Consider the following 14,726-nt stretch of genomic DNA (forward strand, 5'->3'; position numbering starts at 1 on the left):
TATCTCACTTATTTTTTCTGACTATTTTCATAATTAAAACACACATAATAGAAGAATATAGTTTCCCAACTTTATATTTCTTCGCACTCATCAGACAGTATTAACTTTAAAGACGCACTTTTTAATTATGACCGAAACACAGCCCAATCTTCAAAATCCTGCAGAGGATACAGCACAGACAGCCACAGAATTATTAGTCAAGCTGAGACAAAAACAGGGGACTTGGGTGGAATGGGGACAAGCGATCGCTTACCTGCAAAAAAACGGTTACAATCCCCAAGATATCTTTGAAGCCACAGGATTTGAACAGATTCAACAAAATCAGGTGATTGTTGGTTCTCAGGTTTACAATTCTCTGGAAAAATGCGGCTCATCACCAGAAACATTAGCATATTACCAGTACAAAAGTAGTGATGTGTTATATGAGTTACGTGGACTAACTCAAGAAGACCGAGCCAGGACTGCGGATTTGACATATCAATACAAACTTGATGCCGATGTAGTCAGGGATATAGCCAAAGCAGTGAAAGACTATTCTTGGTTTCCTAGTTTACCAGAAGGTTTTAGTAAACATCCAGGAGATGCGATCGCTTATCAATCCTGGAAATATGCTAAACAAAAATCTGACTTATCCGAGCGATCGCGCTTAATTGCCAAGGGATTACGCTTTGCTCACTCCGAAACAGCCAGAAAACAACTAGAACAACTGTTAATGGATTTTAGCGTTACGGCTAAAGTAGCACCGCCTATTTTGCCATTTTATCGGCTAGAAATTGATGAAGACTTACCCCGGATTTTACCAGTAGTAGGTGAATTGCCATTAACTCCACAGGAATTAAAAGCCGTACCATTTATTACCGAAATTCAACCCTTTCGCATTGTTAAATTTGCCGGAGAACAAGCTTGGGTATCTTTACCAGGTTGGAAAGTGCTACTAAATGCCGAAGATCCTGTAGTTGTCATTGGTAAAAGCGATATTTTCCCCAACCCCCATCAAAACAAAGTTGAACCAATTATGATCGTTATAGATCGCGCTCAAAGAGAATGGGATATTTCCAATTACTTTGTGTTTGAAAACGGCGATAGTATTGACTTTCAATGGTTTGAAACTGCACCAGCAATTCCCTTGTTAGGAAAAATGATTGTTTTGGTTCGTCCTAAGAAAGTATTGGATGAAGAATATACCAAAGATGCTTGGCAAATTGACGAGTAAAGTCATCTCAAGATGACTAAATAATTGCAAAGTTTCTTAGTCCGTTTTAACGGACTTGAGCTATGAGACAGGGAATTTATTCCCTGGCGTGTTGTTAATTGTTACTGATGTTATTGTTTAATGATCTAATTTGTCAGAATCAGGATTTACAGGATGTGATTTTCAGTTTTTTCGTGGGGTGGTTACTATTTGTGAGACGGGGAAATTAGCGATCGCATTTTCAAATCTTTGCAATTTCACCCCAACTTCCTTAAAGTCAAGATATACTAAACACGGTTGGAATATGGACTTTTGCGAGATTATCAAAAACCTAGATTTATAGGGGTAAAGCAAGAGCTTCATAGGTGTCAACTTAACGAAAACCCGACAACCCAACTGGGAATGAATTCCCAGTCTGATAGCAAAAGTTGTCTTTTGATGACTAAATAACCATAAAAATTTTTAAATTCTTTAGTAAACTTTAGTTTACTTTGGCTATTAGACCGGAACTTAAGTTCCGGGCGGGTTTGGAAGCTAAACAAATAAGCTATTTGTAGCCTAAGTTGACACCACTAAGCATTGCTAAACCCCTACCTATAGAGTCGAATAATTAAGCCGTTTTGAGTTTACATGATCTAAATTACCAATTTGGATCACGTAAACTCAGGTCATAACGTGAATTTATAGATATTCCCTGTGTGCGATCAAGATATTCTCCACTATAACCAAGCCGCCATAATAAAACTTCATCTATCCATTGAATAGCTTGTTTAATTAAAGGCCAACGCTGTTCATCTGTCATAGTGCCTACTCTGGGATGAACAGCATCATTTCGGACATCAAGAAAAGATTGTATTTTGTCAGGATTGATATCATTAATTAGTCCTATTCGTTCAAGTAAAAGACTCAATCTAATTCCAGTCATGCTTAAATATTTCTCGTCTTCTTTTTGATATTTAGAGGACTTACAATATTCTTTATATTCTGTTTCAACCTCTTTATTTTTCCTGATAGCAAAGAGTAATTTGCACTTAGCTTGTTTAGTCGCATCAGTTTCTTCCTCTACAAGAATGGTATAACTTAACCGCTCAAGAGCAGCACCAGCAGCACTAGCTCTTATTTCCCATGTCATTGGTCGTGTTGCTTGGAAATACTGATTTAACACAAAGTCAAAGGTATCATTCCAAAATGTGTTTTGGATCATGCGTTCAAAAGTAGAAAAACACTTTAAATAACCCGTCAGGTCACTGTTTGATGTGATCCATGAATAACCTAATTGCTCTAAAGGAGTAGTCTGAGATGCCTGAGCGACGGCACAAGACGTAATAACATGATGGAATATATCTTGAGTATATTGTTCACCCTGAACATAAAGAGATCCTAAATATCCCCCATTTGCATAAGACAGAACCCAATTGAGGTTTTTGAGGCGATCTAAAGTATCTTTGAGTGTAATGGTTTGAAGCTCAGAGAAAGTCTCAGGCTCTGTCGCTTTATATTTTGGTTGATAAAGCTGACCAACTGTGGTTATCCGTGTACCTATATTGCGATTTTCTGGCTTGAGCCATTCAAGGGCTTCATTTCGTATTTCCAAGCTGATATTCCAAGTATCATCTATAGGTAAGTCTATACATTTTCCTCCTGTTTTCAATTCTACTTGTTTACCAGTTGCTGTTTCTGTTGTCTGTGTAGTTAACACATTTTGTCCATTACTCATACGTTGAAAGCGAGTATTAGGTAAATAAAATGTAAATATATTAGCTGTCTTGTCAATATCACCATAAAACGCCTGAGCAGTAGAACCTCTCATCGCTCTTACACCAATAACTGTAGAATAATCGCCGCTATAAAATGGCTTGTCTATGGAAAAATAATATCCCTTTAAAGGATTTAAGGGATCTGACTGGAAAACTGCGGAACGTGGAACATTGCACTGAACATTACCAAGCATCTCAAACTCCCAAGTAATGCGCGGTGTGGGGTATATTTCAAGTTCTGCTAATAGACGACCTTCACAATCGTTTATCTTGGCAATGTTGTTGTACAGTTTGACTTTTTCTTTGAGAATTAAATTTTTATCTTGAGGAAGCATTTTGACGTATTTCAAAAAATAATAAAGTTATTATACGTCCTTTGATATTTTTGCGTTAAATTATCCTAGGGCAATCCTAAATACTATGGATAGTAAAGCGATTTTTTAATGTTAGTCAGCTTGTACTTAATTTATGGACATAGATGCATGAAAAAATCATCAATTTGACTGTCAATTACTTGTGCTGGATTCTGATCATTAGCTTTAAGACTTAATATTTCTTGCATATCCTGATCGCACAGCATAACTATTAACTTATTAGCATCAAGCCAAGCTCTACGTCTTGCTTTTAAGGCTGAATCACTTGCTTTTTTTCGACTACATAGAATACCAAATGAACGTAACCCAGGAATATATAAATATTGAGATAGTGACTCTACAGCTTTTTGATCAGGAGGATTTACATAATTTTTAAATTCTGTTACAACATACCTAGTCTTAAATTGAATTTGTATTCTACCCCAAATTGGATCACCACTTGATATAGGATAGATAGCATCTAACCTATCAAGTCCATCTTCTGATTTGAATTGAATTTTTGGCAAAAGCAAGGGAGGAATAAATGCATAATTGAGGATTTTAATACAAATATCTTCATATTGCCGCCAATGTTCTCTTCCTGGTGGAATTTGCAGTAAATTTTCTAGTAATTTAGCTGAGTGATTATCCTGAATAGTCTCATTTTCATTGATTGGGTTTATACTTTCATTAGTACAAGCTTTTTCTATCGTTAGAGATGATAATACTTCTTGAGGATGAGATAAATCTGAAGTAAAGATTAAGATTTTATCATCTTTATTCAAAATGTTGGGGTAATTAACATCAGAAATAAAGTCTTTTTTCTCTTGTATATCATGATGTAAATCTGAGGTTATCTGAGATTCATAAGATAATTCTATTTTGTCAGTAATGCCAAGTTCTTTTGCACTATTATCATTTTGATTTTGGATTTTACCTAAAAGAAAATCAACTTCTATATCCCAGACACGAATAGCCATATTTTGTTCACAAACTGAAGCTAGTACAGACTTTTGCGGATGAAATGCTAGACCAGAAATTGCACTTCCATCTTCTTTAATAACTGCTACTAGATCCCATGTGTCAGAATGCCAAACCCGAATGCTACCATCTCCAGACAGAGATGCAAAAAGACGACCATCTGCTGAGAAAGAAACAGAGTATATTGCTTTTGTATGACCTTTAAGAACTTTGATTTGTTCTCCTGTTTCCCAATTCCAGATTTTGATTGTGAAGTCACCGGGTTGAGTTGGTGAATCACCAGACGAAGCTAGTATCTGTCCATTTGGTGACCATGCTGTACTGTAAATGACATCAGGGTGTTCTTTTTGCATTCTGCGGAGTTCTTGGTTTCGTTCGTCCCATATCCAAAGAATGCCATCACCTCCCCCTAAAGCAAGTATTTGTCCATTATTTGACCAAGCTACACAGTTAACCTGAAGCCTTGGATCTTTAAGTTTTTGCAGAGGTCTCCCAGTCCAAACATCCCAAAGTCTAACTATTTCATCATCTCCAGCCGAAGCGAGTACCTGTCCATCCGGTGACCATGCTAAACTCCAGACTTGACCAGAATGTCCTTTAAGAAGACGATGCAATTTACTAGTCTTTAAATCCCATAGCCTAATAGTTTGATCTGCTGAAGCTGAAGCCAACATCCGTCCATTTGGTGACCAAGCTAAACCATATACTTCGGCTGAGTGTCCTTTAAGTGTTTGACTTACTTTTCCCTTCTGTGCATCCCAAAGTCTGATAATTTTGTCGTTATAGCCAGCAGCTATAATTTTGCCATCGGGTGACCATGCAATTATGTTTATTTCTTTGTGACAGGAGAGTGTATGTTGAAGTTTTATTCCGGTGAGGAAGTTGCTATTAGGGATTTCGTTTGACATTAGTAATTGTTTTTTATCAGTTAGGTATTGCTCAGTAATTTTGAATAAATAAGCTTTAAAATATAGTATAACTTGTCAAGGATTGAAAAATATTCAACAATTATAAATACCAAAGCAGCCAGTTAAATCTTGCTGCTTTAACAAAGACATATTAACCCAGATTTCTCACACCCACCAAATCCAAAGATACGTGTAATAGTATTTTTAACCCAAAATCCAAATAATATTACGCTTCCGGTTCAATTCCCAAAGCCCGTAATTGTGCAGCCAAGCGATTTGCTCTTTCTTCACCAGTTAATAACAAATTACCTTGCAAATCCCACCACCGCAACCAGGGTAATTCTGCATTCTGATATTCACCTTGCCATAAACCCAACTCCACACCCATAGGTGTAATTGAATAATGTCCTCGTTCATTTGCTGCTAATAACTGATATTTTCCACCAATTAATTCATAAACTTCTATACTGGCTTTATTCACTTCATAAATGCCGTAAAAAGGAGTACGAATTACCTGCTCATAAATCCAAAATTTACCTTTCCAAGGAGTTTTATCTCGTTCTTCTGCACCATTCCCCGAAACAAATTCTAAAACAATTGATGGAGCAATAAATTCTTGCCAAAGGACATAGGAGCGTCGGGTTTTACCATTTAAGGTAGGTGGTACATTGGGAACATAGAACCAGTCTGGTGCTTCTGCACCTTTCTCAGGTGGTTCAGTAATACGCCAATAAATACCTAAATCCTGTCCAATAAAATATTGACTATCAGGATAAAGTTTTTGCAACACAGGCTGAATAGAGTCTGTCAGGAGAATACTTTGGGGATGTTCTTGCCAATTTTTCACAAACGTGCCGTCCGACTCTGGTAGTTGGGTATGATCTGGAAGAGAGGTTTCTGGATAAGGGCGTAAGTCTTGATCTTCCTGGACATCAGTTGTAAAAGTCATTATGTCCTCCTGCTGGTGTGAGGTTTATTCTACTTTAGCAAAATTAAGGTGTAAAGCGATCGCCCAGCGCTCCGCAGGCATCGTACGATGTAATAAACCTACCCCTGTAGATATTCCTCTCATTGAGGATATTAACTTAAATCAAATTACACAGCTTGTATAAAAACTAATGACTAATGACCAATCACCTCTTACTAAATTAACAGAAAATATCGCCCTCATTCGCGCCCAGCTTCGCCCAGGACAAACGCAAATGGCGGATTGGCAATCAGGTCCATTGGCGGTGTCTGCTGTGCCTGGAGCGGGAAAATCAACGGGAATGGCGGCAGCCGCAGCGATCGCTATTGCTCGTCAATATGAGTATTATTTAAATACGGGCAATAAGGATTATAAACAGTTAATTGTTGTCACCTTTACCCGTTCTGCAACTGCAAATATTAAATTTAAAATTCGGGAAAATTTAAAGAAATTATCTTTACCACAAACAGGATTTGCAGTTTATACTTTGCATGGTTTAGCCTTAATTATCGCTAGTCGTCATCCTCATTTATCCGGGTTACAGTTAGAAAATGCGACCTTAATTACACCGAATCAAAGTCATAAATTCATTCGCACAGCCGTAGAACAATGGATTACTAATTATCCTGAAATTTATCTGCGCTTACTTGCAGGACAGCAATTTGATGGAGAAGAAACCGAAAAACTCCGTCGTCAGTCAGTGTTAAGAACGGAAGTATTACCAGATTTAGCTTATACGGTGATTCATGAAGCGAAAAGTTCAGGAATATCACCCGCAGATTTATTCAAGTGGAGTGAACAAACTTCAGATAAATATGGAATTTTGAAAGTCGCAGCCGGATTATATGCACAATATCAAAAAATCATGCAGTTGCAAGATTTCATTGATTACGATGATATGATTTTAGGGGCTTTAAAAGTTTTAAAAAATCCTAGTACCTGCCGAATTGAACAAAATAAAGTTTTTGCTGTTTTTGAAGATGAAGCTCAAGATTCTAGTCCCCTACAAACAGATTTATTAGAAATACTCGCTAGTCAAGAATTTGGAGATAACTTAGATAAATCAGCCTTAAATTTAATTAGAGTTGGTGATCCTAATCAAGCGATTAATTCCACTTTTACACCTGCTGACCCTATTTATTTTCGAGAATTTTGTGAAGATTGTCAAACTCAAGATAGACTGGCAGAAATGGATCAAGCTGGTCGTAGTACACAAATAATTATTGATGCGGCTAACTTTGCTTTAGAATGGGTAAATAATCAGGATTTTGTCAAAACTAATCATAGACAACCACCATTTAGAATTCAGAAAATTCAACCAGTTAATCAAGAAAATGGCAATCCTGAACCTGTGGGACAAGGTTTGGAACTTTATACTCCTAGAGATATTCATCATACAGTTGAATTACTTTCCCAAAGAGCAATTGAACTATTTACAGAAAATCCCCAAGCTTGTGCAGCGATATTAGTGCGAGAAAATCGTCAAGGAAGATGGTTAGCTGCGGCTTTAGAACCAATATGCAAAGAACATAAAATTAAACTTTATGATGTGGGAGAAAAAGAACGCCGTTCTCATGTTCCTCAAGAGATTTTATCATTATTGCAGTTTTGTGAGCGTCCCCATTCTCCCGATTATCTCAAAGCTACTTTAGATGTTCTCGTCGAACGGCAATTAATTCCGACTCAAGATATTAACACTCTAGCTAGTCTACCTGAAGAATTTTTATATCCAAGTCTTTTAAGCGCACCCCAAATAAAAATAGTGCAAAAAGCAGCTCATCTTTGTCGAAGTTTACTTAGGGCTTATTTAGAACTACCATTTTATCAAATAATTTCTTTTTTTGCCTTAACTTTAAAATATGATCAAGCCGAATTAGCTACTGCTGATAAACTTGCAGAACGGGTAAATTTGCAAATTTTTGGGAATAGTTCTATGGGGGCAATGATATTAGCTTTAAGTGAAATTGTCAGTTCCGAAAGATTTGAATCTGTAGAACCAGAAAATGTGGAAGCACAATATACTAAAGCAGGGCAATTAACAATTATTACCATGCACAAAGCCAAAGGGCTAGACTGGGATTATGTATTTTTGCCTTTTCTTCATGAAAATTTAATTCCTGGCAGATTTTGGATTCCCCCCCAAGGACAATTTTTAGGTGATTTTACTTTATCAGAAGTCGTCCGCGCCCAAATTCGTGCGGGACTTCACAAAAAACCTATACCTGATATTCCTCAAGCTTGGGAAGAATCAAAATACCTGAAAATCGCCGAAGAATATCGCTTACTTTATGTTGCCATGACTAGAGCCAAAAAACTTTTATGGATGTCTGCGGCTCAAAAAGCCCCCTTTACCTGGAGTAAACCGGAGAATTTACAAACATCAGCCCCTTGTCCAGTTTTTGCAGCTTTAAAACGGCAATTTCCGCGCTGAAATTGGGACGGGACTAAATTGACACTCTCAGGTCTAAACAATACCTTCTCCAAATTGGAAAAAGCCTTGATTTGTAGGTTGGGTTGAAGCATGAAACCCAACAAATGCGTTGGGTTGCGCTGTCGCTTAACCCAACCTACAGGAAATGGACAAGGTATTGCTAAAGACACTGAGTTTTACGCTTACCGGATGTCTCTATAAGCTTCAAATCCCATGACTTTTCCCAATTACCCAATTCCGGCGAAAAAACCGCGCTAATGCCGATTCTTCTAAAGATAAATAAATTGGTCTACCATGAGGACAGGTCCGCGGGTTGCGGGTTTGTTGCCAATTATCTAATAAGGTCTGCATTTCTGGTAAACTCATTTTTGTACCATTGCGAATTGCACTCCGACAAGCAACAGCAACTTGAGCAGTTTGTAGATCTCCTCCCCAACTTAATTCTAAAATGGCATCAGCAGCATCTTCTCGTTGTTTTAACATATTAGGGATGTTTCGCACTGCCCAAAGTTTATCACCAAAAGGTTCAATATCTAAACCAATCCGTTGTAATTGGGAAACCTGCGCTGGTGATAATTGATAAATAATAATGGGAGTTTCCACAGGGACTAATTGCCAATTATCACATAATTGTTCATATAATACTCGTTCATGGGCTATATGTTGTTCTACTAGCCACATTCCTCCAGAATGTTCAGCCACAATATAAGTATTACTGACTTGAGCAATAGCTTTTAAATAATTTTGATTTTCATTACTTTGGAAATTTTGAGAACTTTGAGAATTGAAATTATATTCACCTTTAGATTCTGCTACTTTTAATAAATTACTAACTCTGGTTGTGTGAACAGATTCTTTTATATTAGTTTCCGAAATCCGCAATGATTTATTAATGGCTTCAGTAATTTGTTCTTGCCAAAAAGGTAGTTCATTCAGATAAATTTCTGTTTTCGCAGGGTTACGATTCCAGTTAATTTGTTCAGGGGAAATAGTTAAATGTAAAAAACAAACAGGATAGCGATCGCGTGGTAATGTTTTATGAAAAGCTGAAAATATTGTCTGTTCTAATTCCGGTGATTTAATTATTCTGCCATTAATTGCCACTTTCACCCAATCAGGACGATGACGATGACATCTATCGGGTAATCCTATCACTAAATGCAAAGACCAATTTTCCCGATTGGGGATTTCTAAATTTACCTCATGTAAATCATCTTGTCGGACTTGGGTGAGAATCTGGGGAATTAGTTTTCCCACAGTTAATGCGGGACAAATCGTAAACCATTCTTTATCATTTTGCCAAACTTGATAATTAACATGAGGATGACATAAAGCTATTTGTTGAATTATCCCTTGTACAGCTTTTAATTGCTGATTTGTCGGAGGTAAACCTTGACGACGGTTTTCACAATTAGCAAATAAATTATTAACTGTTACGACAGTACCAGGAGCGATCGCCGCAAAGTCTACTTCTGTTACTTCTCCTTCATTATTGTAATTAATTCGCCAGCCTTCACTTCCCCCTAAAGGACGACTTAAAACTTCTAAATTTGCCAGAGTTGTTAAACTATGTAAAGCCTCACCCCGAAACCCCAAACTGTTAATCTTCCATAAGTCTGCACTAGAATGAATCTTACTGGTACTATGTGCAGTTGCGGCTTGTTGCAAATCATCCAAATTCATCCCATGACCATTATCAGCCACCCGAACTCGCCACAGTTGCGGCCATAAAGAAACAACAATGCGCGTTGCCCCAGCATCAAGAGAATTTTCCACCAACTCCCTGACAACAGCTACCAAAGAATCAATTACTTCTCCTGCCGTAATTAAATATACAACTTCTGTTGGTAAAGCTTGAATAGTAGATACCATAGGAGGAATTAACAATTAAAAATTAAAAATTAAGTATTTTTTGCATCTAGAGAACATTAGCTTACAATATTATGATTACAAAAGATTAATTTTTAGAATCTGCTGTCATTCTAAAGAAATCCGCATTAAGAAGAGATATTTGGTAGATTTCTGATGATATTAGCCGCAGAAAAAACTTATGAGTATTGATTTAGTTGCTGATGTTAATGACTTAAAGACAAGTCTTCAATGGGGTCAACCTGCTTTTACAATTATTGATGTGCGCGATCGCTCAACATACAATCATAGCCGCATCACAGGAGCGATTTCTATCCCCCTCAATGACTTAGAATCTCGCGCCCAAATATCCCTCTACAGAGAACGCCAAATCTATGTTTATGGCGAAAATGACAGCCAATCAGCCCAAGCTGTGAGAACCTTACAATTCCTCGGTTTTACCACAGTAGCTGAACTGGGCGGTGGCTTATCAGCCTGGAAATCCATTGGTGGCGCTACAGAAGGCGTAGAGGGTTAAAGGAGTAGGGGGAGTTGGGGAGGTAGGGGAGGTAGGGGGAGTTGGGGAGGTAGGGGAGGTAGGGGAAGTAGCGGAGGTAGCGGAGGTAGGGGAGGTAGGGGAAGTAGCGGAGGTAGGGGAGGTAGGGGAGGTAGCGGAGGTAGGGGAGGTAGGGGAGGTAGGGGAAGTAGCGGAGGTAGCGGAGGTAGCGGATAAAAGAATCTTGCCTCCCCCAACTCCCCAACTCCCCCAACTCCCCCAACTCCCCAACTCCCCAACTCCCCAACTCCCCAACTCCCCAACTCCCCAACTCCCCCAACTCCCCTGTTCCCTACTTCAACAACCCAGTTAACAAAGATGCTGGACGTTGACTGTGAGGCCAAGCAAAAGCATGGCGGAAAGCTGCATCTTGACAAGCTTGTAATTGTTGAAAATTAATAATGTCGTAAGTCAAAAGATTTTCATATTCAAACGGGAGACGCATATTATGTAATCCCGCATTATCCGTACAAATAGCGATATCAACTCCCGCTGCAAAACAGCGGTCAAAAACTAACTTGAGTTGGCGAATATCCTGTAAAGTTCCTGTTTTCAAGTAAGTTGTCGGACAAACTTCTAAACATTGTCCTCTTCTGGCAATTTCTGGCAGCAATTCAGGATATAAAAGCGGAATTTGGATACCGTGACCAATTCGCATTAAATAGGGTAACAATTCGGGATAACAACCATCCTTAGTTTCATAAAGATGCCCCGTGGTGTTAATACCCAGTGAATGGGCGTAATTATATAAACTGATCCATTCTGCCATTCTTTGGGCATAATAGCGATCGCCACCAGCCATATCTACCGCACAGACATATTCTCTATTTTGCGCCGCCAAATCAATAATTGCCTTATTTACCTCAAAAGATAAACGGGAGTGCATACAAAGAATTTGACTAGTAACAATGGGATATTCGGGTACATGACTAGATTTACCCACAACATCTACAATCTCCGCCATCTTATCAATTCTTTCACCTTGACTTAAATGTTCAGGAGTTCGCAAATAGGGAGTATAGCGTAATTCCAAATAAGCCAAATTCTCAAAAATATATGCACCGCGTAATAAGCGGTAAATGAAGTAAGGTAAAGTCTCCACCGTTTGCACACTTTCCACAAGGGTATGCAATTCTAGATATTCATCCAAAGTATTACGAGGACGAGTATAAAAATCTTCAAACTCTGCATATTCACCAAAGCGAGAAATCAACTCAGTATTATGACGCTGGAAATATCGCCATAGGACACGAGGGACAACGGAACCACCTAAATGCCGATGTAATTCTGCATATAAAGCCATAGTGGTATTTCACCAGAAAAATTTCATCAATCTTAACAAAAACCACTATAAAAAACTAGGACTTACGAATTGACAAAGTTTACCACTTGTCTATTCCCAATTGCTGATTTATAAAAAGAAATATCAAGCTTGTAGTTTAAATCAACATTTTTTCGCCAATTAGTGAGATAATGAGTTCGTGAGGACAAGAACAGACATAACTATATTGTGAGAGGGGGAAATTGTATGAAACTTCAACTATTAGCCGCTATGGCCTTGATAACTCCCCTGTTTCTAGCTAATTCAGTTCAAGCTGGAAGCCAAAAAGATTTACAGAAACTTTTGTCAACTAGAGAATGTATCCAGTGTAATCTATCAGGACTCAACCTCAGTGGCACTCATCTAATTGGTGCAGACTTGCGAGGCGCAAATCTTCAGGGTGCTAACCTTACAAATGCTAACTTAGAAGGTGCTGACTTGACCGGAGCAAACTTAGCAGGTGCTAACTTAACATCAGCCTTTGTTACCAACGTCAATTTGAAAAAAGCCAATTTAAACGGCGCAAATCTTACCCGCGCCACAGTCAATGATTCCAACGTCTATCAAGCATCAATGGACAATCTTAACATTACCGATGCTGGCATATATAACACAGGGATTGGTATTGGTGGCGAAGATGGAGCTATGTTCCCTGATTGGGATTAATAACAAACCTGCCTGCCCGGAACTTAAGTTCCGGGCTAAAAGCTAAAGTGCGTTAAAACGCACTCTATTTAATTCAAAATAAAAAAATTATCCTATTTATGCTAAAATAGTCGGTTTAAACCGACTTCAGCTTTTAGACAGGGAATTTATTCCCTGGCTGGTGGGCGTTAAAACTCTAGGCGGGCTATTCTCAAAAAAGAGGCTATAGATAATTAAATTGTCTATAACCTCAAAGTAAATCTTGTTATCAAACTAACTGATTAAGCAAACGCCGCTTTCTTTAATACATCCACTTTATCAGTGTGTTCCCAAGGTAAATCCAAATCAGTTCTTCCTAAATGACCATAAGCCGCAACGTCCTGATAAAAACGTCCGCCTCTTTCACTTGGTAAGTTACGTAAATTGAACACATGGATAATTCCCGCTGGACGGAGTTCAAAGTTTTCTTTGACTAAGTTCAACAGAATTTCATCATCCACTTTACCTGTACCGAAAGTATCAACAAAGATACTGACAGGACGCGCTACACCAATGGCGTAACTTAGCTGCACTTCACATTTTTCTGCTAACCCAGCCGCAACAATATTTTTAGCTGCATAACGAGCCGCATAAGCCGCAGAACGATCTACTTTCGTGGGGTCTTTACCGGAGAATGCACCACCACCATGTCGAGAATAACCACCGTAGGTATCAACAATGATTTTCCGTCCTGTTAAACCGGAATCTCCTTGGGGTCCACCAATGACAAACTTCCCAGTGGGGTTAACCAAAAACTTGGTTTCCTCACTTGGTTTGATAGCAATATCACCAAATATAGGTTCTACTACTTCTGTCCACAGGTCAGCCTTAATCTTAGCCTGTACCCCAGCATCATCGGTAATATCCCCAATGGTAGCTGTATGTTGGGTAGAAATTAAGATGGTGTCAATGCCTACAGGTTTGCCATCTTCATAAACAATGGTAACTTGGGTTTTACCATCAGGACGCAGGTAAGGGAGAATACCAGCTTTGCGAACTCCTGCCAATCTCCGGGCAATGCGGTGTGCTAAACTGATGGGTAAAGGCATCAGTTCTGGGGTTTCGTTACAAGCAAAACCAAACATTATCCCTTGATCACCAGCGCCGATTTTGTCGAATAGTTCTTCACTATCCTCGGTTCTGGCTTCTTTAGCAGTATTTACACCTTGAGCAATATCCGCTGACTGTTCATCCAAGGCAATTAGAACACTAGCGCTATCCGCAGAAAAGCCGTTACCAGCGTCAGTATAGCCAATTTCCGCAATTTTTTTACGGGCAAGATGGACATAATTGACATGAGCTTTAGTGGTAATTTCTCCAGTAATTAGCACCAAACCAGTATTGACTACAACTTCTGCTGCTACACGGCTATTAGGGTCTTCTGCTAATAGCGCGTCAATGATGGTATCCGAGATTTGATCACAAATTTTATCTGGATGACCTTCTGTAACTGACTCGGAAGTAAATAAATAGCGTCGAGACAAAGGAATTTCCTCCTGATAGATTCTTTTCACTAATGAAATACATTAGTTACTAATTTCTGAAATCATAACAATAATTACAGTTTTTGCAATAAGTATCTTTTATCCCAGTGTCTAAAGGCTTGTATGTATAACAAGAGGCACTCAGATCCCCGACTTCTCAAAGAAGTCGGGGATCTTGTTGTTCAAGTTCTAAGAGGATGTTTTAAAAGTTTTTAATGTGTAAACAGACCCCTCTCCAAACCTC

Annotated in this window: 10 protein-coding genes; 4 read left to right on the top strand and 6 right to left on the bottom strand. The window is 38.5% G+C overall.

Translation table 11 applies throughout. The annotated features are described in order from the left end of the window. Positions 1-127 precede the first annotated feature (127 nt). Positions 128-1,213 carry a RuBisCO accumulation factor 1 gene (locus tag FJR06_RS11375; RefSeq protein WP_015080180.1) on the top strand — a complete coding sequence of 362 codons (1,086 nt, stop codon included), beginning with the start codon at positions 128-130 and terminating at the stop codon, positions 1,211-1,213. Positions 1,214-1,832: 619 nt separating this feature from the next. On the opposite strand, the gene FJR06_RS11380 is transcribed toward FJR06_RS11375, so the two are convergent. The 3 genes from FJR06_RS11380 to FJR06_RS11390 form a co-directional block, all read right to left on the bottom strand. Continuing rightward, on the bottom strand, positions 1,833-3,299 hold the full coding sequence (locus FJR06_RS11380; protein ID WP_168651452.1) for a hypothetical protein: 1,467 nt from the start codon (positions 3,297-3,299) through the stop codon (positions 1,833-1,835). Positions 3,300-3,415: 116 nt separating this feature from the next. Further along, positions 3,416-5,191 (bottom strand): WD40 repeat domain-containing protein, encoded by a 1,776-nt coding sequence (locus tag FJR06_RS11385; RefSeq protein ID WP_168651453.1) that lies wholly within the window; start codon positions 5,189-5,191, stop codon positions 3,416-3,418. A 226-nt stretch (positions 5,192-5,417) separates the two neighbouring features. Beyond that, a complete protein-coding gene (locus tag FJR06_RS11390) occupies positions 5,418-6,140 on the bottom strand; it encodes a Uma2 family endonuclease (RefSeq protein ID WP_168651454.1) in 723 nt (240 codons plus the stop codon). 169 nt (positions 6,141-6,309) lie between these two features. Between FJR06_RS11390 and FJR06_RS11395 the strand changes: the two genes are divergently transcribed. Next, a complete protein-coding gene (locus FJR06_RS11395) occupies positions 6,310-8,589 on the top strand; it encodes an ATP-dependent helicase (protein ID WP_168651455.1) in 2,280 nt (759 codons plus the stop codon). A 204-nt stretch (positions 8,590-8,793) separates the two neighbouring features. On the opposite strand, the gene mutL is transcribed toward FJR06_RS11395, so the two are convergent. Then, positions 8,794-10,461, bottom strand: coding sequence for a DNA mismatch repair endonuclease MutL (mutL, locus tag FJR06_RS11400; RefSeq protein ID WP_148760179.1), 1,668 nt, complete (start codon positions 10,459-10,461; stop codon positions 8,794-8,796). A 178-nt stretch (positions 10,462-10,639) separates the two neighbouring features. On the opposite strand from mutL, the gene FJR06_RS11405 reads away from it, so the two are divergent. Then, on the top strand, positions 10,640-10,975 hold the full coding sequence (locus FJR06_RS11405) for a rhodanese-like domain-containing protein (protein ID WP_015080187.1): 336 nt from the start codon (positions 10,640-10,642) through the stop codon (positions 10,973-10,975). 310 nt (positions 10,976-11,285) lie between these two features. Here the strand turns inward: FJR06_RS11405 and FJR06_RS11410 are convergent, their stop codons facing one another. Continuing rightward, positions 11,286-12,296: an adenosine deaminase gene (locus tag FJR06_RS11410; protein ID WP_015080188.1), complete on the bottom strand. Its 1,011-nt coding sequence runs from the start codon at positions 12,294-12,296 to the stop codon at positions 11,286-11,288. A gap of 225 nt (positions 12,297-12,521) precedes the next feature. Here FJR06_RS11410 and FJR06_RS11415 point away from each other — a divergent pair, with 225 nt between their 5' ends. Further along, positions 12,522-12,980 (top strand): pentapeptide repeat-containing protein, encoded by a 459-nt coding sequence (locus tag FJR06_RS11415; RefSeq protein ID WP_015080189.1) that lies wholly within the window; start codon positions 12,522-12,524, stop codon positions 12,978-12,980. Positions 12,981-13,240: 260 nt separating this feature from the next. On the opposite strand, the gene metK is transcribed toward FJR06_RS11415, so the two are convergent. After that, the gene (metK, locus tag FJR06_RS11420) at positions 13,241-14,482 is read right to left on the bottom strand and encodes a methionine adenosyltransferase (RefSeq protein WP_015080190.1); all 1,242 of its coding nucleotides are present in this window, start codon (positions 14,480-14,482) and stop codon (positions 13,241-13,243) included. Positions 14,483-14,726: the final 244 nt, after the last annotated feature.

The sequence above is a fragment of the Dolichospermum sp. UHCC 0352 genome (assembly GCF_009711925.1).
GTDB classification, from domain to species: domain Bacteria; phylum Cyanobacteriota; class Cyanobacteriia; order Cyanobacteriales; family Nostocaceae; genus Dolichospermum; species Dolichospermum lemmermannii.

Coding starts and splice junctions, on each gene's coding strand:
- FJR06_RS11385 (WP_168651453.1), bottom strand. CDS start 5,191: ATGTCAAACGAAATCCCTAATAGCAACTTCCTCACCGGAATAAAACTT.
- mutL (WP_148760179.1), bottom strand. CDS start 10,461: ATGGTATCTACTATTCAAGCTTTACCAACAGAAGTTGTATATTTAATT.
- FJR06_RS11405 (WP_015080187.1), top strand. CDS start 10,640: ATGAGTATTGATTTAGTTGCTGATGTTAATGACTTAAAGACAAGTCTT.
- FJR06_RS11390 (WP_168651454.1), bottom strand. CDS start 6,140: ATGACTTTTACAACTGATGTCCAGGAAGATCAAGACTTACGCCCTTAT.
- FJR06_RS11395 (WP_168651455.1), top strand. CDS start 6,310: ATGACTAATGACCAATCACCTCTTACTAAATTAACAGAAAATATCGCC.
- FJR06_RS11410 (WP_015080188.1), bottom strand. CDS start 12,296: ATGGCTTTATATGCAGAATTACATCGGCATTTAGGTGGTTCCGTTGTC.
- FJR06_RS11415 (WP_015080189.1), top strand. CDS start 12,522: ATGAAACTTCAACTATTAGCCGCTATGGCCTTGATAACTCCCCTGTTT.
- FJR06_RS11375 (WP_015080180.1), top strand. CDS start 128: ATGACCGAAACACAGCCCAATCTTCAAAATCCTGCAGAGGATACAGCA.